Annotated in this window: 16 protein-coding genes; 12 read left to right on the plus strand and 4 right to left on the minus strand. The window is 60.2% G+C overall.

Going from position 1 to position 20,587, the window contains the following annotated elements:
• Window positions 1-190 precede the first annotated feature (190 nt).
• From KI231_RS16570 to KI231_RS16615, 10 genes are all read left to right on the plus strand, one after another.
• Window positions 191-1,060, plus strand: coding sequence for an esterase/lipase family protein (locus KI231_RS16570; RefSeq protein ID WP_103302469.1), 870 nt, complete (start codon window positions 191-193; stop codon window positions 1,058-1,060).
• Window positions 1,061-1,156: 96 nt separating this feature from the next.
• Complete coding sequence (locus KI231_RS16575) at window positions 1,157-1,438, plus strand: peptidylprolyl isomerase (RefSeq protein ID WP_007912303.1); 282 nt, start codon at window positions 1,157-1,159, stop codon at window positions 1,436-1,438.
• A gap of 133 nt (window positions 1,439-1,571) precedes the next feature.
• Window positions 1,572-3,440: an extracellular solute-binding protein gene (locus tag KI231_RS16580; protein ID WP_212809129.1), complete on the plus strand. Its 1,869-nt coding sequence runs from the start codon at window positions 1,572-1,574 to the stop codon at window positions 3,438-3,440.
• Complete coding sequence (locus tag KI231_RS16585; RefSeq protein WP_212809130.1) at window positions 3,440-4,501, plus strand: microcin C ABC transporter permease YejB; 1,062 nt, start codon at window positions 3,440-3,442, stop codon at window positions 4,499-4,501. The genes KI231_RS16580 and KI231_RS16585 overlap by 1 nt, the downstream gene beginning before the upstream one ends.
• Window positions 4,501-5,523: an ABC transporter permease gene (locus KI231_RS16590; protein ID WP_212809131.1), complete on the plus strand. Its 1,023-nt coding sequence runs from the start codon at window positions 4,501-4,503 to the stop codon at window positions 5,521-5,523. The genes KI231_RS16585 and KI231_RS16590 overlap by 1 nt, the downstream gene beginning before the upstream one ends.
• A 9-nt stretch (window positions 5,524-5,532) precedes the next feature.
• The gene (locus KI231_RS16595; RefSeq protein ID WP_212809132.1) at window positions 5,533-7,107 is read left to right on the plus strand and encodes an ABC transporter ATP-binding protein; all 1,575 of its coding nucleotides are present in this window, start codon (window positions 5,533-5,535) and stop codon (window positions 7,105-7,107) included.
• Window positions 7,108-7,273: 166 nt separating this feature from the next.
• Entirely contained in the window at window positions 7,274-8,689 is a 1,416-nt protein-coding gene (locus KI231_RS16600) for a sigma-54 interaction domain-containing protein (RefSeq protein WP_212809133.1), read from the plus strand.
• 276 nt (window positions 8,690-8,965) lie between these two features.
• On the plus strand, window positions 8,966-10,357 hold the full coding sequence (locus tag KI231_RS16605; RefSeq protein WP_077573126.1) for a GntP family permease: 1,392 nt from the start codon (window positions 8,966-8,968) through the stop codon (window positions 10,355-10,357).
• Window positions 10,358-10,364: 7 nt separating this feature from the next.
• Window positions 10,365-11,138 (plus strand): 3-hydroxybutyrate dehydrogenase, encoded by a 774-nt coding sequence (gene hbdH / locus KI231_RS16610; RefSeq protein WP_103302337.1) that lies wholly within the window; start codon window positions 10,365-10,367, stop codon window positions 11,136-11,138.
• A gap of 62 nt (window positions 11,139-11,200) precedes the next feature.
• On the plus strand, window positions 11,201-13,156 hold the full coding sequence (locus KI231_RS16615; protein WP_212809134.1) for an acetoacetate--CoA ligase: 1,956 nt from the start codon (window positions 11,201-11,203) through the stop codon (window positions 13,154-13,156).
• A 4-nt stretch (window positions 13,157-13,160) separates the two neighbouring features.
• Here the strand turns inward: KI231_RS16615 and KI231_RS16620 are convergent, their stop codons facing one another.
• Window positions 13,161-14,273 (minus strand): PilT/PilU family type 4a pilus ATPase, encoded by a 1,113-nt coding sequence (locus tag KI231_RS16620; protein WP_212809135.1) that lies wholly within the window; start codon window positions 14,271-14,273, stop codon window positions 13,161-13,163.
• Window positions 14,274-14,401: 128 nt separating this feature from the next.
• Between KI231_RS16620 and KI231_RS16625 the strand changes: the two genes are divergently transcribed.
• Both KI231_RS16625 and KI231_RS16630 read left to right on the plus strand, forming a co-directional pair.
• Complete coding sequence (locus KI231_RS16625; RefSeq protein WP_212809136.1) at window positions 14,402-16,939, plus strand: PAS domain-containing hybrid sensor histidine kinase/response regulator; 2,538 nt, start codon at window positions 14,402-14,404, stop codon at window positions 16,937-16,939.
• A 51-nt stretch (window positions 16,940-16,990) separates the two neighbouring features.
• Window positions 16,991-17,266, plus strand: coding sequence for a peptidylprolyl isomerase (locus KI231_RS16630; RefSeq protein ID WP_025112520.1), 276 nt, complete (start codon window positions 16,991-16,993; stop codon window positions 17,264-17,266).
• Window positions 17,267-17,378: 112 nt separating this feature from the next.
• On the opposite strand, the gene kdgK is transcribed toward KI231_RS16630, so the two are convergent.
• The 3 genes from kdgK to KI231_RS16645 form a co-directional block, all read right to left on the minus strand.
• On the minus strand, window positions 17,379-18,311 hold the full coding sequence (gene kdgK / locus KI231_RS16635) for a 2-dehydro-3-deoxygluconokinase (protein WP_212809137.1): 933 nt from the start codon (window positions 18,309-18,311) through the stop codon (window positions 17,379-17,381).
• Window positions 18,312-18,465: 154 nt separating this feature from the next.
• The gene (locus tag KI231_RS16640) at window positions 18,466-19,680 is read right to left on the minus strand and encodes an amino acid deaminase (protein WP_212809138.1); all 1,215 of its coding nucleotides are present in this window, start codon (window positions 19,678-19,680) and stop codon (window positions 18,466-18,468) included.
• 43 nt (window positions 19,681-19,723) lie between these two features.
• Window positions 19,724-20,488: an IclR family transcriptional regulator gene (locus tag KI231_RS16645; RefSeq protein ID WP_103302343.1), complete on the minus strand. Its 765-nt coding sequence runs from the start codon at window positions 20,486-20,488 to the stop codon at window positions 19,724-19,726.
• Between the last annotated feature and the right edge of the window lie 99 nt (window positions 20,489-20,587).

The raw sequence follows: 20,587 nt of genomic DNA on the forward strand, positions 1-20,587 counted from the left end.
AAATCGACTCACTGCAGGCGTAAGACGGCCAGAACTTCCGATTCGGACTTCACATGTATCCGAAACGTCGTACAGCCCCTAGTCCATATTCAACGGCCAAGTGAAGCCTCTTCGTACTTCCTCAGCGGGACGGGTGTTTTAGAGTGACCCACAGATTTCCCCAATGAACTTCTGCGAAAAAGGTAAGAACATGCAACGGAATGCTACAACTCGTTATCCCGTGCTTTTGGTACACGGCCTGTTCGGATTCGAGCGTATCGGCCATTTCGAGCTGTTTCATGAGGTCAAGGACGCTCTGAAAACAGCAGGCAGCCGAGTGTTTGTTCCCCACCTCTCCGCCACTCACGACAACGAAGTAAGAGGTGAGCAACTACTGAAGCAAATCGAAAGCGTCCTGAGAGGCACAGGAGCCGCCAAAGTCAACCTCATCGGACACAGTCAGGGAGCATTGGCCGCTCGCTATGCTGCGGCGCTTGCGCCACACAGCGTGGCCTCGGTGACATCGGTCAGTGGCCCGAACCACGGCTCGGAACTGGCTGACTTCCTGCGCAAGGCGCTGGTGCCGGGCCGACTGCCGGAAGTTGTGGCGCAAAACGTGGCGACACTGTTCGCTGATTTCATTTCGCTGGTCAGTGGTAGCCCCACCCTGCCGCAGAACGCCTTGGCGGCACTCAATGCACTGACAACCGAGGGCGTGGGTGCCTTCAACGACAGGTTTCCGCAAGGCCTGCCCCACACGTGGGGCGGGCAAGGTGCCGCACAGGTCAATGGTGTGCGCTATTACTCCTGGAGCGGCGTCCTGCCTGCAACAGGCCTGCCATCATTCGACCCGATTCAAGGCGCCTGTCAGGCGCTCTCGCAATATTTCATGACCGAAGGGGATCAGAATGACGGCTTCGTCGGGCGCTTCAGCTCGCATTTGGGCCAGGTTATCCGTTCCGACTATCCGCTGGACCACTTGAGCACTCTGCGCCGCAGTGCCGGCACCGTCGCCAGCCTGCTCGACCCCATTGCGCTTTACGTCGAACATGCCGCGCGCCTGCGAGCAGTGAATCTCTGAACAGGCTGCTGACAAACGAACGGAACTTTGCCGAGAATTCGCCCACTGAATCCGGTAGGCTCCGCACTTTACTGAAATAGATTGGAGAGTTTTCCCATGGCTAAAGCCACTGCCCGCCACATCCTGGTTTCCAGCGAAGACAAGTGCAACGAACTCAAGGCCCAGATCGAAGGCGGCGCTGATTTCGCCGAAGTTGCCAAGGCCAACTCCACCTGCCCGTCCAGCCGTCAGGGCGGTGATCTGGGCTCGTTCGGTCCTGGCCAGATGGTCAAGGAATTCGACACCGTCGTGTTCAGCGCGCCAATCAACGTCGTGCAAGGCCCGGTGAAGACCCAGTTCGGTTATCACCTGCTGGAAGTCACTAGCCGTCAGGACTGATCCATCGCCTGATTGCTGTGCCAACGGCCCGCCTTTTGGTGGGCCGTTGTATTTCAGCAACACATACGACTGGCGACTGGCGCGCCTCTCGCGTACAACTTGCGCATATCGACTACCCGTTCCAAGGCTGACAATGCGACTGGTTTTCCCCACATTGATGCTCACCGCCCTCGCCCTGCTGTCGGGCGCCGCCGGTGTGAACGCTGCACCGCAACATGCGTTGACCGTGTATGGCGAACCTGCCAAGTACCCCGCAGGCTTCAGTCACTTCGACTACACCAATCCGCAAGCCCCCAAAGGCGGGACGATGCGCCGCTCGGCGATCGAAATCGGTCACTTCGATCATGTGCTTCCTTATATAGACAAGGGCATCGGTGTCACCCAGATCGACGGCCTGCTGTATTCGCCGCTGGCCCAGCGCTCGATGGACGAGCCTTACACCGTTTACGGTCTGGTCGCACAGAAGATGGAGCGCTCGGACGACGGTCTGTCGTTGCGCTTCTTCATCAATCCCAAGGCCCGCTTCGCTGACGGCAAACCGATCACCGCCGAAGATGTGCGCTACAGCTACGACCTGTTGATGACCCAGGGCAGCCTGCGTTATCGCACTCAGTTTGCCGACGTCAAAGGTGTCGAAGTGGAAGCGCCGCTGACCGTGCGCTTCGATTTCAAAAGCAACGAAAACCGCACCCTGCCACTTGATATCGCGACCCTGCCGGTATTCCCCGAACACTGGTGGAAGAGTCGCGATTTCGCTGGCGGTGGCGGATACGAACCGCCACTGGGCAGTGGCCCCTATCGCGTCGGCAAAGTCGACTCGGGGCGCAGCATCACCTTCGAACGCAATCCAGATTGGTGGGGCAAGGATTTGCCCGTAAGCCGCGGCCTGTACAATTTCGACCACTTCAGCATCGAGTATTTCGGCGACACCGATGTTGCGCGACAAGTGCTGCGCGGCGGTGCCTATGACTACAACCGCGAGTTCTCCGCCACCGGTTATTCGATCGGCTATGACAGCCCCGCCCTGAGCGACGGCCGCCTGCAAAAGGCGCATCTGGCCACCGAAGCACCGCAATCGGCGCAAGGCTTTGTGTTCAACCTGCAAAAACCGATGTTCCAGGATCGTCGCGTGCGTCAGGCACTGGCGATGCTCTGGGATTTCGAGTGGAGCAACCGGCAGATGATGCGCAACCTGTACATCCGCCAGCAAAGCTACTTTTCCAATACCGACCTTGCGGCGCGAGAACTGCCCGATGCGCAAGAACTGAAAATCCTTGAGCCGCTGCGCGGACAGGTTCCCGACGAAGTTTTCACAAAAGTCTTCGAGGCGCCGAAAACCGATGGCAGCGGCCTGATCCGTGACAAACAATTGCAGGCTCTTGAACTGCTTGAGCAGGCCGGGTGGACACCGGATGGCGATCAACTGGTGAATGCCGAGGGCGAACCGCTGAGCTTCACCTTCCTGGTCAGTCAGAACGGCATGGACCGCCTGTTGCTGCCATACAAACGCACACTGAAACAGATCGGCATCGACCTCAATATCCGCCGCATCGACTCCTCGCAGTACGTCAACCGCTTGATGAGCCGCGACTACGACATGATCGTCACCGGCTACCCCGTCACCACCTCTCCGGGCGGCGAATTGCTCAATTACTTCGGATCGGCGTCAGCCAACGATCCGGGCGCCAACAATTACATGGTGCTGAAAAACCCTGCGGTCGACACATTGATCAATGGCCTGATCCGCGCCTCGACCCAATCCGACATGCTGCACTACGCCCACGCGCTGGACCGGGTGCTGCAATGGAACTACTACTGGATCCCCAATTACTACCCGCCGGGCACCTCGACAGTCTGGTGGAACCGTTTCGGCATTCCGTCGGTGCAGGCCAGCAACGACGAAGCCATCGAGAGCTGGTGGGAAATCAGCAGCACGCCGCTGACCAATCAACAGATGACGGCTGAAAAAATCGCCCGTGGCAGACCCGGAGGACCACGCTGATGTGGGGTTACATACTGCGGCGCCTGCTGCTGATCATTCCGACGCTGGTGATTATTCTGCTGGTCAATTTCGTCATCATTCAAGCGGCGCCCGGTGGCCCGGTCGAGCAGGCGATCGCGCACCTGCAAGGCATTGGCGCAAGCAATGTCGGCGGCGGTTCGAGCGAAACCATGAGCGGCACATCGCGCGCCAGCCGTGGCCTTGATCCGCAACTGATCAAGGACATCGAAAAACAGTACGGCTTCGACAAACCGGCCCATGAACGCCTGTGGCTGATGCTCAAGAACTATGCGCAACTGGACTTCGGCAAGAGCTTCTTCCGTGGCGCAACGGTCACCGACCTGATCCTGGAAAAAATGCCGGTTACCATTTCCCTCGGTCTCTGGGCGACGCTGATTACCTATCTGGTTTCAATCCCGCTGGGCATCCGCAAGGCTGTACATCACGGCAGTCATTTCGATATCTGGAGCAGCACGGCGATCATCATCGGCTACGCAATGCCGGCGTTCCTGTTCGCGATGTTTCTGATCGTGGTGTTTGCCGGTGGCACTTCGCTGAACTGGTTCCCGGTGCGCGGCCTGGTCTCGGACAACTTTGAATCGCTGTCGACCCTGGGCAAGATCGCCGACTACTTCTGGCATCTGGTCTTGCCGGTGACGGCACTGGTCATCGGTGGTTTTGCGACGTTGACCATCCTCACCAAGAACTCGTTTCTCAATGAAATCACCCGCCAATACGTCGTCACTGCCCGGGCGAAAGGCTTGAGCGAGCGTCGCGTGCTTTACGGCCACGTATTCCGTAACGCCATGCTGCTGGTGGTGTCGGGTATTCCCCAGGCGTTCATCAGCGTGTTCTTCGCCGGCTCCTTGCTCATCGAAGTGATTTTCTCCCTCGACGGCCTCGGCCGCATGAGCTACGAAGCGGCAGTGTCGCGCGATTATCCGGTGGTGTTCGGCTCGCTGTTCATCTTTACCCTGTTCGGCCTGCTGATAAAACTGATCGGCGACCTGTGTTACACCCTCGTCGATCCGCGCATCGACTTCGCCGCGAGGAATGCCTGATGTTCAAGCTCTCGCCGTTGGGTCGTCGCCGCTTCGAGAATTTCAAGAAAAACCGCCGTGGCTGGTGGTCGTTGTGGCTGTTCATCGGACTGTTTGTCGTCACGCTGGGGGGCGAGTTGATCGCCAACGACAAGCCGTTGGTGGTCAGCTATCAGGGCCAATGGTATTTCCCGGTCTTCAAACGCCACACCGAGCAGGAGTTCGGCGGGCAACTGCCGTTCCAGGCCGATTACCGCAGCGACTATGTGCAGAACCTGATCCGCAAGGACGGTGGCTGGCTGCTGTTTCCGCCGATTCCGTTCAGCGACGACACGCCGAACTATGACCTCAACAAACCGGCACCGAGCCCGCCGACTGCAGTCAACTGGCTGGGCACCGACGATCAGTCGCGGGACGTGCTGGCCCGGGTGATTTTCGGTGCGCGGGTATCGATTCTGTTTGCGTTGATGCTGACGTTTGTCAGCGCCTTGATCGGTATCGCGGCCGGTGCCTTGCAGGGTTATTACGGGGGCTGGGTCGACCTGCTCGGGCAACGCCTGCTGGAAGTCTGGTCGGGATTGCCGGTGCTCTATCTGCTGATCATCCTCTCCGGTTTCGTCGAGCCGAATTTCTGGTGGCTGCTGGGGATCATGGCGTTGTTTTCCTGGCTGGCACTGGTCGACGTGGTGCGCGCCGAGTTCCTGCGCGGGCGCAATCTGGAATACGTCAAAGCCGCGCGCGCCTTGGGCCTGACTGACCGCAAAGTGATTGTCCGGCACATCCTGCCAAACGCCATGAACGCGACGTTGAGTTATTTGCCGTTCATTTTGACCGGAGCCATTTCCACGCTCACGGCGCTGGACTTCCTCGGCTTCGGCATGCCAGCCGGCAGTGCTTCACTGGGCGAACTGATCGGCCAGGGCAAACAGAACCTGCAGGCACCCTGGCTGGGGCTGACAGCGTTTTTCACTCTGGCGCTGATTCTTTCTTTACTGGTGTTCATCGGCGAAGCGTTGCGTGACGCCTTCGACCCTCGATCCTGAAGCGTGGCCATGACTGACAACCTGATTGAAATCCGAAATCTCAATGTCGCCTTCCATGGCCAGACCGTGGTGCGCGACCTGTGCCTGGATATTCGCGCCGGCGAGTGCCTGGCCCTGGTCGGCGAATCCGGTTCGGGCAAATCGGTAACGGCCCATTCGATTCTGCAATTGCTCCCCGAATCGGAAGCGCAAACCACCGGCAGTATTCGCTATCGCGGGCAGGAACTGGTCGGGGCTGACCCCAAGGTCTTGCGCGAGCTGCGCGGTAATCGCATCGCCATGATCTTTCAGGAGCCGATGACCTCGCTCAATCCGCTGCACACCATCGAAAAGCAGATCGGTGAAACCCTGTTGCTGCACCGGGGCCTCGGTGGCAAAGCGGCGCAACAACGGATTGTTGAACTGCTCGGCCTCGTCGGCATCCAGAAACCCGAGGAACGGCTCAAGGCGTATCCGCATCAACTGTCTGGCGGACAACGGCAACGGGTGATGATCGCCATGGCACTGGCCTGCGAACCGGAGCTATTGATCGCCGACGAGCCGACCACCGCCCTCGACGTCACCGTGCAACGCAAGATCCTGCTGCTGCTCAAATCCTTGCAACAACGCTTGGGCATGTCGCTGCTGTTGATCAGCCACGACCTCAATCTGGTGCGCAGCATTGCTCAGCGCGTCTGTGTGATGAAGGCCGGTGAGATCGTCGAGCAAGCGCCCTGCGAAACCCTGTTCACCGAACCGAAACATCCTTACAGCTGCGTTCTGCTCAACGCCGAGCCCGAGGGTGAAGCCCTGCCCCGGGATGAGCGTGAAAACGTATTGGAAGTCGATGATCTGCGGGTTGATTTCGTCGTCGGCGGCGGGCTGTTTCAGCGCAAACAATACCTGCGCGCGGTGGATGGCATCAGCCTGAACATCCAGCGCGGCAAGACCCTGGGCATTGTCGGTGAATCCGGTTCAGGCAAGTCGACGCTGGGCCAGGCGATCCTGCGGCTGCTCGATTCCAAAGGCAGCATCCGCTTCCAGGGCGAAGCGCTCGATGGCCTCAACCAGAAACAGCTACGCCCGTGGCGGCGGCAGATGCAGGTGGTGTTTCAGGATCCGTTCGGCAGCCTCAGCCCGCGAATGTCGGTGGCGCAAATCATCAGCGAAGGCCTGGAAGTGCATTGCGAATCGACCGCCGATGAATGCGATGAGCAAGTGATCCGCGTACTTAAGGAAGTGGGCCTGGATCCGCAGAGCCGTCATCGCTACCCCCACGAGTTTTCCGGCGGTCAGCGCCAACGCATCGCCATCGCCCGCGCACTGGTATTGAAACCGGCGCTGATCCTGCTGGACGAACCGACTTCGGCACTCGACCGCACGGTACAAAAACAAGTGGTCGCCCTGCTCCGCCAGCTCCAGGAAAAACACGGTCTGACCTACTTGTTCATCAGCCACGACCTGGCGGTGGTCCGCGCCCTCGCCCACGACATGATCGTGATCAAGGACGGCAAAGTGGTCGAGCGCGGGGCCAGTCACGAGGTGTTTGATTCGCCGCAGCATCCGTACACCAAAGAGCTGTTGGCGGCGGCGCATCCGGGGTAGGCATAATCGGCACTCGATTTGAAACCGAGTCGCGGCCATCGCTGGCAAGCCAGCTCCCACAGGATTTTCGGTCGTTCACAGATACTGTGCTCACCAGAAAAACTGTGGGAGCTGGCTTGCCAGCGATGGCGTCGGCACTGTCAACCAAAACTGCGGATCAGCCTTCATGAACACCACCGAAAGCCTCAAGGACTACCAACGGGTTCGCACCCTGGCGATCCGCTCGTTGTTCGAGATCATCGAGCAATCGAGCGAAGGCACGGTGATTGTCGATCGCGATGCCAACATCGTCTGGATGAACGAGCGCTATGCCCGCCGGTTTGGTCTGGAATCCGCCGCAGGCGCCATCGGCAAGCCGTGTGAAAGTGTGATCCCCGGCAGTCTCTTGCGCGAAGTGGTGCGCACCGGCCGGCCGATCTTGCTCGACATGCAGGACACGCCAAAAGAGCCGTTGGTGGTCATGCGTCTGCCGATTCACGACGACGCCGGCAGCGTGATCGGCGCCATCGGTTTTGCCTTGTTCGATGAGTTGCGCACCCTCTCGCCGATGCTCAAGCGTTATCTGAGCATGCAGGAAGAACTGGCGTCGACTCGTTCATTGCTGCGGGCGCGACAGACCAAGTACAACTTTGCGCATTTCATCGGCACCAGCGCCGCCAGCCTCGAAGTCAAACGCCGTGCTCGGCGCAGTGCCAGCGCCGAGTCCCCGGTGTTGCTGCTCGGCGAAACCGGCACCGGCAAAGAGCTGCTGGCCCAGGCCATCCACAGCGCCTCGCCCCGGGCGCACAAAGCCTTTGTCAGCATCAACAGCGCGGCGATTCCCGAAGCCCTGCTGGAAGCCGAGTTTTTTGGCACAGCGCCAGGCGCTTTCACCGGGGCCGATCGCAAGGGCCGCACCGGCAAACTGCAAATCGCTCAGGGCGGCACGTTGTTCCTCGACGAAATTGGCGACATGCCGCTGCCGCTGCAAAGCAAACTGCTGCGTGTGTTGCAGGAAAAGGAGTTCGAGCCTGTGGGCTCCAACGAAGTGATTCAGAGCGATGTGCGGGTAATCGCCGCCACGTCAACGGATCTGCAAGCGGCGATCAAACGCGGCGAGTTCCGCGCCGACTTGTATTACCGACTCAACGTGCTGCCGATCAACGTGCCGCCGTTACGGGACAGACTGGATGACCTGCCAGCGCTCAGCGAAGCCATTCTTGAAGAGCTGCGCAGCCAGCATGAACTGAACCGCGAAGCGCTGGCCCTGCTTGGCCAGCATGCCTGGCCGGGCAATATTCGCGAGTTGCGCAATGTGCTGGAACGGGCGGCGCTGCTCAGTGACGACCTGATGCTGACGGAAAATGACATACGCGCGGCCATTGGCACGTTTTCCCCGGTGGAGCGAACTTCGGCACCGATGGTTGAAGCGCTGACCGAAGAAACCTTCGCTCAGGCGCGGGAACGATTTGACCGGCAGTTGATTCAATCTGCTCTCGCGCAATGCGCAGGCAAGGTGCCGGAGACAGCGGCTCGACTGGGGCTTGGACGCTCGACCCTGTACAAAAAAATGGTGGCGCTGGGAATCGCCGAGTCTCAATAAAGAGACTTTTCTCTCAAAAAAAAGACACCATCAAAAGCATCGCTGGCAAGCCAGCTCCCACAGGTTAATCACAGTTCCTGTGGGAGCTGGCTTGCCAGCGATGACGTCAGCAAGTCCAACAAAAATCTCTAGACAGAGACAATTTAATTTTCCCGCCTTCCAGAAACCTCATTAAATCCATATATTTCAATAGCTTACCTATCTGGCACAAAACTCGCTAAGCGCTCTCCTACACCCGTTTCAACCACAAAAATAACAATTCCGGAGAGACACACCATGAGTGTGATCATTGCCCTGGCAGCCCTCGCGCTGCTGATGCTGGCGGCCTACCGTGGCTATAGCGTCATCCTTTTCGCCCCGATCGCCGCCCTCGGCGCGGTCCTGCTCACCGACCCTTCCGCCGTCGCCCCTGCCTTCACCGGGGTGTTCATGGAAAAAATGGTCGGTTTCATCAAGCTGTACTTTCCCGTGTTCCTGCTCGGCGCCGTGTTCGGCAAGTTGATCGAGCTCTCGGGGTTCTCGCGTTCGATCGTTGCGGCAGCGATTCGCCTCTTGGGCACCAAGCAGGCGATGCTGGTGATCGTGCTGGTCTGCGCCCTGCTCACCTACGGCGGCGTTTCGCTGTTTGTGGTGGTGTTCGCGGTCTACCCGTTTGCGGCAGAGATGTTTCGCCAGAGCAATATCCCCAAACGCCTGATCCCGGCCACCATCGCCCTCGGCGCGTTTTCGTTCACCATGGACGCCCTGCCCGGCACGCCGCAAATCCAGAACATCATCCCCAGCACCTTCTTCAACACCACTGCATGGGCGGCGCCGTGGCTGGGGGTGATCGGCACGATCTTCGTGTTCTGCGCCGGTATGCTGTTTCTCCAGCGCCAACGCAACAAGGCCCAGCGCGCCGGTGAAGGCTATGGCACCGAGCTGCGCAACGAACCGGAAACCGCCGAAGACCTGAAGCTGCCGAACCCATGGATTGCGCTGTCGCCCCTGCTGGCGGTGGGCATCATGAACCTGTTGTTCACCCAGTGGATTCCACAGTGGTACGGCAAGACCCACAGCCTCGCACTGCCGGGCATGGCCACACCGGTCACCACCGAAATCGCCAAACTGACGGCGATCTGGGCGGTGCAGGCGGCATTGCTGGTCGGGATTCTGATGGTACTGGCGTTCGGCTTTCAGGCGATTCGCAGCAAACTCGCCGAGGGCAGCAAAAGTGCGGTCAGCGGTGCGCTGCTGGCGGCGATGAACACCGCTTCGGAATACGGCTTCGGCGCGGTGATTGCGTCACTGCCGGGCTTTCTGGTGCTGGCCGACTGGCTCAAGCAAATCCCCAATCCGCTGGTCAACGAGGCCATTACCGTGACGTTGCTGGCCGGTATCACCGGCTCTGCCTCGGGCGGTATGAGCATTGCGCTGGCGGCGATGTCCGAGCAGTTCATCAGCGCGGCACACGCAGCGAACATTCCCCTGGAAGTGCTGCACCGCGTGGCCGCGATGGCCAGCGGCGGCATGGACACCCTGCCGCACAACGGCGCGGTAATCACGCTGCTGGCGGTCACCGGACTGACCCATCGCGAAGCTTATAAAGACATTTTCTGTATTACGCTGATCAAGACCCTGGCGGTTTTTGTAGTGATCGGCACTTTCTACGCCACTGGCATTGTGTGAGGCATTCATGACGACTCTTTCTGGCAAGACTGCATTGGTCACCGGCTCCACCAGCGGCATCGGTCTGGGCATTGCCCTCGTGCTGGCAAAGGCCGGGGCCAACGTGATTCTCAATGGTTTCGGCGATGCTGCCCCGGTGATTGCCGAGGTCGCGCAGTTCGGCGGCAAGGTCGGCCATCACCCGGCCGACGTCAGCGATCCGGCGCAGATCGCCGACATGGTCGACTACGCCGAGCGCGAATTTGGCGGCGTCGACATTCTGGTCAACAACGCCGGCATCCAGCATGTCGCCGCCGTTGAAGAGTTCCCGATCGAGCGCTGGGACTCGATCATCGCCATCAACCTCTCGTCGGTGTTTCACAGCACGCGCCTGAGTTTGCCGGGCATGCGCGCCAAGGGTTGGGGCCGAATCATCAATATCGCCTCCGTGCACGGTCAGGTCGGCTCAACCGGCAAGGCTGCCTACGTTGCGGCGAAACACGGGGTGATCGGCCTGACCAAAGTGGTCGGTCTGGAAACCGCGACCAGCAACGTCACCTGCAACGCGATCTGCCCGGGCTGGGTTCTGACGCCGCTGGTGCAGAAGCAGATCGACGACCGTGCTGCCACGGGTGTCGATCCGCAGCAGGCGCAACACGATTTGCTGGCCGAGAAGCAGCCGTCACTGGCGTTCGTCACGCCGCAGCATCTGGGTGAACTGGTGTTGTTCCTGTGCAGCGAGGCTGGTAGCCAGGTGCGCGGGGCGGCGTGGAATATTGATGGGGGATGGCTGGCGCAGTAAATCTTCAACTGACCCGGTGTGATCCTGACCTTGTGCGTGAATCAGATAACAAGAGGCAAACAATGTCCGACATCCTCTGGCAACCCGACGCCAACCGTATCGCCCATTCGCGCATGGACACGTTCCGGCGCTTGGTCAATCAGCGCCATTCGCTGGACCTTGACGACTACCCTGCCCTGCACCAGTGGAGCATCGATCAGCGTGAAGCGTTCTGGCAGGCCATCGTCGATTTTTTCGGCATCAGCTTCCATACCCAACCCGACGCGGTCCTGCGTGAGGGCACGAAAATGCCCAGTGCCGAATGGTTTCCCGGCGCCACCCTGAACTTCGCCGAACACCTGTTGCGGCGGCGCGACGATGCCGTTGCGGTCATCAGCGTGGCGGAGAACGGTCAGCGCGAGCAATTGACCTGGGCCGAACTGGCCAGTCAGGTCGCAGGATTCCAAGCCAGTCTGCAAGCAGCGGGCGTTGGCCTCGGCGACCGGGTGGCGGCATGCATGCCCAATACCTGGCAGACGCTGGTGGGGATGCTGGCGACCACCAGCCTCGGAGCGATCTGGTCGTGTTCCTCTCCGGACTTCGGCACCCACGGGGTGATCGACCGCTTCGGCCAGATCGAGCCGAAGGTGCTGATCACCTGCGCCGGTTATCGTTACGCTGGCAAAGAGATCGACCAGACAACCAAGCTCAATGAAATTCTGGCGCAACTGCCGACGCTGCAACAGTTGATCATCGTGCCCTACGCGCGCCCGCAGGCTCGCGTGCAGGATTACCGGACGCAGGCGGATGTCACGCTGTGGGAAGAGTTTTACCACCCCGGCGGTGAGCCGCGTTTCGTGCCGGTGCCGTTCGCGCATCCGCTGTACGTGCTGTATTCCAGCGGCACCACCGGCGTGCCGAAATGCATCGTGCACAGCACCGGCGGTGTCCTGCTGCAACACGTCAAGGAACACGGTCTGCATGTCGACCTCGGCCCCGGCGATCGCCTGTTCTACTACACCACTTGCGGCTGGATGATGTGGAACTGGCTGGTCTCGGCGCTTGCGGTCGGCAGTGCTGTGGTGTTGTACGACGGCTCGCCGTTTCATCCGGACGAACAGCGCTTGCCGGATCTGCTTCAGGACGAACGTGTCAGCGTCTTCGGCACCAGCCCGAAATTTCTCGCGACGCTGGAGAGCAGCGGCCTCAAGCCTCGCGAAAGCCACGATCTGAGCCACCTGAAAACCTTGCTTTGCACGGGTTCGGCGCTGTCACCACAGAGCTACGACTTCGTCTACCGCGATTTCAAATCCGACGTCTGCCTGGCCTCGATGTCCGGCGGCACCGATATCGTTTCCTGCTTCGTCAACGGCAATCCGCTGTCGGCGGTACGTCGCGGCGAAATCATGGGCAAAAGTCTGGGCATGGCGGTTGAGGTGTGGAATGACGCCGGCCAACCGCTGATCGGCGAGAAAGGCGAACCGGTTTGCACCCGGCATTTCCCGGCGATACCGATCGGCTTGTGGAACGATGCCGACGGAGAAAAACTGCGCAAATCCTATTTCAGCCTGTTCCCCGGCGTCTGGGCGCAAGGCGATTACGCCGAACAACTGCCCCACGGCGCGATGATGATTCACGGTCGATCCGACGCCGTGCTCAATCCCGGCGGCGTGCGCATTGGTACAGCGGAGATCTATCGGCAGGTGGAAAAAGTCCCGCAAGTGCTCGACAGCGTGGCAATCGGGCAGCAGTGGCAGGATGACGTGCGCGTGGTGCTGTTTGTGCGGTTGCAGGATGGCGTTGCACTGGATGAACCCCTGCAGGAGCAGATCCGTCAGGTGATCCGCGCGAACACCACACCCCGTCATGTACCGGCGAAGATTGTTCAGGTCACGGATATTCCGCGCACCATCAGCGGCAAAGTCGTGGAACTTGCCGTGAGAAACGTGGTGCACGGGGAGCCGGTGAAAAACACCGATGCACTGGCCAACCCGCAAGCATTAGAACAATTTCGCGACAGAAGTGAATTGAGCTGTTGATCCTCTAGTCCATCAATCCCCACTCACCCGAGGAGGATGGCGGCAACCCGGGGCCGGCATCGTCATGCAATTTCAAACGCAACCGCAGGTTGTTTACCGAGTCCGCATGTTTGAGCGCCTCCTCCTCACTGATCACTTTCTCCACCACCAGCGCAAACAGTGCGGCATCAAACGTCTGCATGCCAAGCTCGGCAGACTTCTCCATGATGCCCTTCAACTCGGTGAATTCGTTTCGACGAATCAGATCCGTCACTGTCGGTGTACCCAGCATGACCTCGACCGCGGCCCTGCGCTGTCCGTCCAGCGTGCGCACCAACCGCTGTGAGACAAAGGCCCTCAGGTTGTTGCCCAGCGCATGCAACAACTGCGGGCGACGCTCTTCGGTGAACATGTTGGTGATCCGGTCCAGCGCCTGATTGGCGTTATTTGCATGCAGGGTTGAAAGCACCAGATGCCCGGTCTCGGCAAACGCCAGCGCATGCTCCATGGTTTCGCGGTCACGAATTTCGCCGATCAGCACCACGTCCGGCGCCTGGCGCAGAGTGTTTTTCAGCGCAGCGTGAAAACTGCGGGTGTCGACGCCGACTTCTCGCTGGTTGATGATTGAGCGTTGATGCCGGTGGATGTACTCGATCGGGTCTTCGATGGTGACGATGTGCCCGCTACTATGGCGATTGCGGTGGTCGATAAGCGCTGCCAATGACGTCGACTTACCGGAATCGGTGGCGCCGACAAACAGGATCAGGCCCTGTTTGAGCATCACGGTTTCAAGCAGTATGGCCGGCAGCTTCAAATCTTCGAAACGCGGGATGTCGAGTTTGACGTTACGGATCACGATCGACACATCATTGCGCTGTTTGAAAATGTTGACCCGGAAGCGGCCAATCCCGGTACGCGAGATCGCCAGGTTCATTTCCAGATCCCGGTCGAACTCCCGGCGCTGCTCGGCGTCCATCAGTGAGGTGGCGACAGTCGCCAACTCGCCGGGTTTGAAGGGTTGCTCGCTTAGCGGCGTGAGCACGCCGTCGAACCTTGCACTGGGTGGCGCGCCCGTGGACAGAAACAGATCCGAACCGTGCCGGCTTGCCAGTTGTTTAAGCAGTGCGTCGATTTCCATGACAAAAAGCACCCGTGAAGCTTGCAATGAACAGAGAGGGCCCGCGCCGTGACGCAAGGGGCCAAACCGCGTCTACCGAACTAGGATAGTAGACGCCGTCTCACCGACTGATGCTCAGGACTGATGTAATGAACGCTGTACCGACCACTGACGATGCCCAAGTATTGATCGCCCGAACGGATTGGAGTCGTACTCCGTTGGGCGCGTCTGGCACCTGGCCGCAGAGCTTGCGAACCGCGGTGGACATCGTGATTCATTCGCCGATGCCGATGTTGCTGCTGTGGGGTGCGGAGCTGACGCAGATCTACAACAACGGCTTTGCCCTGCTCGCCGGAAGCAAGCATCCGCACGCTTTCGGACAACCTGCGCACCAGATATGGCCAGAACTTCGAGACTTTACTGACCCGATTTACAGCGCCGTCCTACAAGGCCAGGTGCGCACCTACAGTGAGCGGCGTTTCACCTTGCAGCGTGAGGGCAAGGAATCGGATTTCTGGCTTGATCTGACTTACAGTCCAATCCGCGATGAGAGCGCGCAAGTGGCCGGGATTCTGGTGACCGCCATCGAAACCAACGAGCGCCGGCGCATCGCGCTGGAACTGCAACAGCGCTCCGATGACAGCCTCAAGGCCCAGCGCGAAACCGAAGAGCGCCTGCAACTGGCGCTTGCCGCAACTGATGCAGTGGGCACCTGGGACTGGGACATCGGCGAAGATCGCTTCATTGCCGACGCCCATTTCGCCCAGTTGCACGGCATCGATCCGGCGCGCGCCGCGCAGTTGCCCATCAGCGATTACCTGCACGGCGTGCATCCCGAAGACCGCGCGCTGGTCGCCCGCAGCATCAAGCATTGCATCACTCACGGCACTGAATATGCGGAGGAATACCGCTTGTTGCTGCCTGGTGGCGAACAGCGTTGGGTGTTTGCCCGCGGGCGCTGCTACAAGGATCACCATGGCCGCCCGATGCGCTTCCTCGGTGCTGCCCTGGATCTGACCGAACGCAAACATACCGAACAGGCGTTGCGCCAAAGCCAGACCGAGCTGCAGTTGATCATCAACGCCATGCCGATCCTGATTAGTTACGTCGACCACGAAGAACGTTTTCGTCTGAACAACGCGGCGTATCTCGACTGGTACGGGCTGACTCCGCAGGAGTTGTACGGCCGCACGATTCGCGAAGTGATCGGCGAAGAGGCCTATTTTCTGCGCGCAGCGTATATCGCCGAAGCGCTGGCTGGCCGCCCCTGCTCGTTCAGCCTCTATACCCATCACCGTGACGGCAGCGCCCGGCATGCGCTGATGAATTACTTGCCGCGTCACGGCCCCGATGGCGCGGTCAACGGTTTCTACATTTTCGTGATCGACGAAACCGAACGTAAAAAGACCGAAGAAGCACTGCGCAATCTCAACGAGACCCTTGAGGAGCGAGTCAGTGCCCGCACGGATCAACTGGCGCAGGCCAATCAACGTTTGCAGAACGAGATGTTCGAGCGTGAGCGCGCCGAAGATGCGTTGCGCCATGCGCAGAAGATGGAAGCGGTCGGCCAGCTCACTGGCGGCATCGCCCATGACTTCAACAACATGCTCACCGGGATCATCGGCAGCCTCGACCTGATGCAACGCTATATCGCCAATGGTCGGGCCGACGAGATCGGCCGTTTCACCGAAGCAGCGGTGTCCTCGGCCAACCGTGCAGCCGCCCTCACCCACCGTTTACTGGCGTTTTCGCGGCGCCAGTCGCTGGATCGCAAGACCCTGAACGTCAACGAGCTGATCCATTCGCTGGAGGATCTGATCCGTCGCACCAAGGGCGATCCGATCGAACTCACCTTGCGTCTGGCCGAAGACGTGTGGCCGGTCAGCACGGATGTCAGCCAACTGGAAAATGCCCTGCTCAATCTGGTGATCAACGCCCGCGACGCCATGCCCGAGGGCGGTGAGCTGCTGATCGAGACGGCCAACGTCTATCTCGATGGCAGTGACCTTACGACGCTGGAACCGGTCAAGGCTGGCGACTACTTGATGTTGGCGGTCAGCGACAACGGCACCGGCATGACGCCTTCGGTGCGCTCCAAGGCCTTCGATCCGTTTTTCACCACCAAACCCATCGGCCAGGGCACCGGCCTCGGGTTGTCGATGATTTATGGTTTTGCCCAGCAATCCGGCGGCCATGTCAGCCTCGACAGTTTGCCGGGCCAGGGCACTTGCGTGCGCCTGTACTTGCCGCGCTTGCATGGCATCGAGCCTGAATTCCCGTCTGTCGAGCCGATCGAGCAGACGTCGCCCACTGCAACAGGTGAAACCGTGGTGGTGGTCGAAGATGACCCGGCGGTGCGCATGCTGGTCACCGATCTGTTGAAGAGCCTGGGTTACCAGGCTCATGAAGCGGAAGACGCCAAGACCGCCCTGCCGCTGCTGGAGTCGGATTTGCGCGTGGATCTGCTGGTCACCGACGTTGGCCTGCCGGGCATGAATGGTCGGCAACTGGCAGAGATCGCCCGCCAGCGTCGCCCGACGCTCAAAGTGCTGTTCATGACCGGGTATGCGCAGAATGCCGCCGAGCGTCAGGGCTTCCTGGAGGATGGCATGGACATGGTGGCCAAACCGTTTTCGATTGAACTGCTGGCCAGCAAGATCCGCACGATGATCAGCCAAACGCCTTGAGTTGAGGCATAATCCGCGCCCCGCCGTCACCCCGTTATCAGGTACCGCAAGATGAAAGCCCAAGCCCGCCACATTCTGGTGAAAACCGCCGAAGAGGCCGAACAGCTCAAACAACGCATTGCCAAGGGCGAAGCGTTTGATGTGCTGGCGAAGAAATACTCGACCTGCCCGTCCGGCAAGCGCGGCGGTGATCTGGGTGAAGTGCGGCCGGGGCAGATGGTCGGTGCGATTGATGCGGTGATCTTCAAGAAGCCCTTACGCACGGTGCATGGGCCGATCAAGAGCAAGTTTGGTTATCACCTGGTGCAGGTGTTTTACCGGGATTAGGGTTGTCTTTAGGACCCCATCGCGGGCAAGCCCGCTCCCACAGGAGAACGTAGTCCAATGTGGGAGCGAGCCTGCTCGCGAACCGATTGCGCAGCAAGCGGCCATTCACCGCCTATTTCGGAATCAATGCCCCCGGCACTTGAATCACCCGACTGGCCAACTGATGCCCTGCCTCTGCCGCCTCGGCCGGACTGCCACCCATCAGACGGCTGGCCAGATACGCCGCACTGAACGAGTCCCCCGCCGCCGTGGTGTCCACCACCTTTTCAACCTTCTGCGCCGGCACTTCAAACGCTTCGCCATCACAGCGGATCAGGCATGCTTCGGCGCCGCGCTTGAGCACCACTTCCGGCGTGCCGATCTGCGCGTAAGCCTCGAATACCGCAGCGCAATCGGCAAAACCGAACAGTGCCTGCTCGTCATCCACCGTCAATAACGCCAGGTCTATGTGCGGAAGAACGCTGCGGTAAGCCGCCCGTGCCTCTTCCGGTGACGCCCACAAACGGGGCCGGTAGTTGTTGTCGAAGACGATCCGCGCATCGCGTTGGCGGGCTTCGATCAGGGTCTGGATCAAACGGTCGCGGCCCTGGGCACCAAGAACGGCCAGGGTGATGCCGCTGAAATACAGCACATCGTAATCCGCCAGCGCGGCCAGAATCGGTTCGGCGGCCGGCGTGGTGAAGCAATCGCGCACGGCGGCTTCGTTGCGCCAGTAGAGAAAACGCCGTTCGCCATTGGCATCGGTCTGGATGCAATACAGGCCGGGCAGCCGTCCGGGCAGGCGTTGCACCCTTTGCAGGCCGATGCCTTCGTCGGCCCAACTGGCGCACATGGCGTCGCTGAAACTGTCATCGCCCAGCGCCGTGACGTAGTCGACCTGGGCCTTGTCGCCCAAGGCGCGGGACAGGTAGACGGCGGTGTTGAGGGTATCGCCGCCAAAGCTTTGCTGCAGGCTGCCGTCGGCACGCTGCTGGAGTTCGATCATGCATTCGCCGATCAGGGCGATGCGCGGGGTGTTGGGGCCCAATGGGCTCAGGCTGGTCATCTTGTGGTGTCTCTGGTTGATCGATGGTGTCTGGTCTGGCCTCATCGCTGGCAAGCCAGCTCCCACAGGGTTTTCGGTCGTTCACAAATGTTGTGTACACCAAAAAACTGTGGGAGCTGGCTTGCCAGCGATGGCCGTTACACGGTTTCGAGACTTAGAAACAGGTTTGCATGCTCTCGATCACCGACAACTGCTCGTCCACCAGCAATCCCACACGCCACTTGTCGAAGGTCAGGCACGGGTGCGAAGTGCCGAAGGAAATGATGTCGCCCACGCGCAGTTCAACCCCCGGCGCTACAGTCATGAATGCATGCTGATCCATCACCGCCGTGACCTTGCACGCGCCAACGTCCTCACCCACCGCCGGCACCAATCCGGCCTTGTAACGCAACAACGGCACCGGCAGACCGGCATCGAATGCGACATCACGTTTGCCCAAGGCAATCACCGCAAACCCAGGCTCCGGAAGCGATTGCACGTGCGCCCAGACTTCCAGCGCCGGACGCAGGCCTTCGTGCAGATCGCTGCGACGGTCGAGCACGCAGCATTGCGCTTCTTTGTAGATACCATGGTCGTGCGCCACGTAGCTGCCCGGACGCAACACGCTGAGGAAGCGGCCGCCGGCATTCTGCGCTTCGAACGATTCGGCAATCAGGTCGTACCACGCCGAACCGGAAGCAGTGATGATCGGTTTGGCGATGGCAAACGCGCCGCTGTCCTGCAACTGCACGGCCAGACGCACCAGTGACGCGGCGAATTCGCGAATGCCGCTGACCGCGTGATCACCATGAATCACGCCTTCATAACCTTCGATACCGGTCAGGGCCAGCGCCGGTTGCGCGTTGATCGCCTTGGCCAGCTCGATGACTTCCTGCTCGCTGCGGCAACCGCAACGGCCGCCGACTACGCCGTACTCGATCATCACGTTGAGCTTCACGCCGCGCGAGGCGAAGTAAGCGCCAAGATCGGCGACGTTGTCCGGGTGATCGACCATGCAATAGAAATCAAACGTCGGGTCGGCGAGCAGATCGGCAATCAGCGCCATATTCGGTGTGCCAACCAGTTGGTTGGCCATCAGCACCCGCCGTACACCGTGGGCGTAAGCAGCGCGGGTCTGGGTGGCGCTGGCGAGGGTGATGCCCCACGCGCCGGCGTCGAGCTGACGCTTGAACAGCGCCGGGGTCATGCTGGTCTTGCCGTGAGGCGCGAGTTCGGCGCCGCTGTCGCTGACGAACTTCTGCATCCAGCGAATGTTGTGCTCCAGTGCTTCGCGGTGCAGCACCAGCGCCGGCAGGCTGACGTCACGCACCAGGTGCGCGCCGATGGCGGCGTCGCCCTTTTCCACAGCAGTATTGATGGCAGTCGTCATGGTCAAACTCCTCGCGTTCATTCGCGGCCGCAGGCAGTCGCGATTATTCGTTGATCCGCCGGGCGAGGCTGTTGGCGCTCTCGATCAGTACCCGGCGATAGTCGTTGTAATTGTTCTTCGCATCGGCCCGTGGAGCGACGATGCACAGGGTGCAGATGGCCACGCCGTAAAGGTCTTTGACCGGGGCGGCGAAGCAATGAGTGAAGGTGTCGGCGACGCTGTCGAAAGAAAAGAATCCGTCGATGCCGGCCTGACGGATTTCCGCCAGAAAGCGTTCCAGCGGCAAGCGTTCGCCGTCGGGCAGGATGTAGTCGTCTTCGTCGATCAGGTCGATGATCTGCTGGTCGCTCAAATGCGCCAGCAACAGGCGCCCGGAGGCGGTCCACGGGATCGGCGCGTTTTCGCCGATGTCGGAAGAAATGCGGAAATGCCGCTCGCCCTCCTTCATCAATGCCACCGTGTATTTGCGCCCGTTGAGCAGGCACATCTGCGCGGTCTCGCGGGTCTGGCTGACGATCTCCTGCAAAGCGTGATCGGCCTCGCGACTGAGGTCGAAATGACGCAAATGCGCCTGCCCGAGGAAATACAACTGACGGCCGAGATAGACGTGACCGTCCTTGCCCACCGGTTCCAGAATCCGCCGTTCCAGCAAGGACGCGACCAGTTCGTAGACCGTGGATTTCGGGCTGCCGATACCGTTGGCGATGTCGTTGGGACGCAGCGGCTGGCCGATTTCCTTGAGGAAATCGAGGATATCGAACGCCCGGTCCAGACCACGGGCCCGGCGCTTGATGGTGTCTTCGGTCATGTCAGTGGTTCCCATAAAAGTTGCCGGGATGGTAACGGGCTCGTGAAGTTGTGTCAGTTGGATCGTCACCCTCACCCCCCGCCCTCTCCCAGGGGGAGA

The organism is Pseudomonas sp. Seg1 (genome assembly GCF_018326005.1).
Taxonomy (GTDB): Bacteria; Pseudomonadota; Gammaproteobacteria; order Pseudomonadales; family Pseudomonadaceae; genus Aquipseudomonas.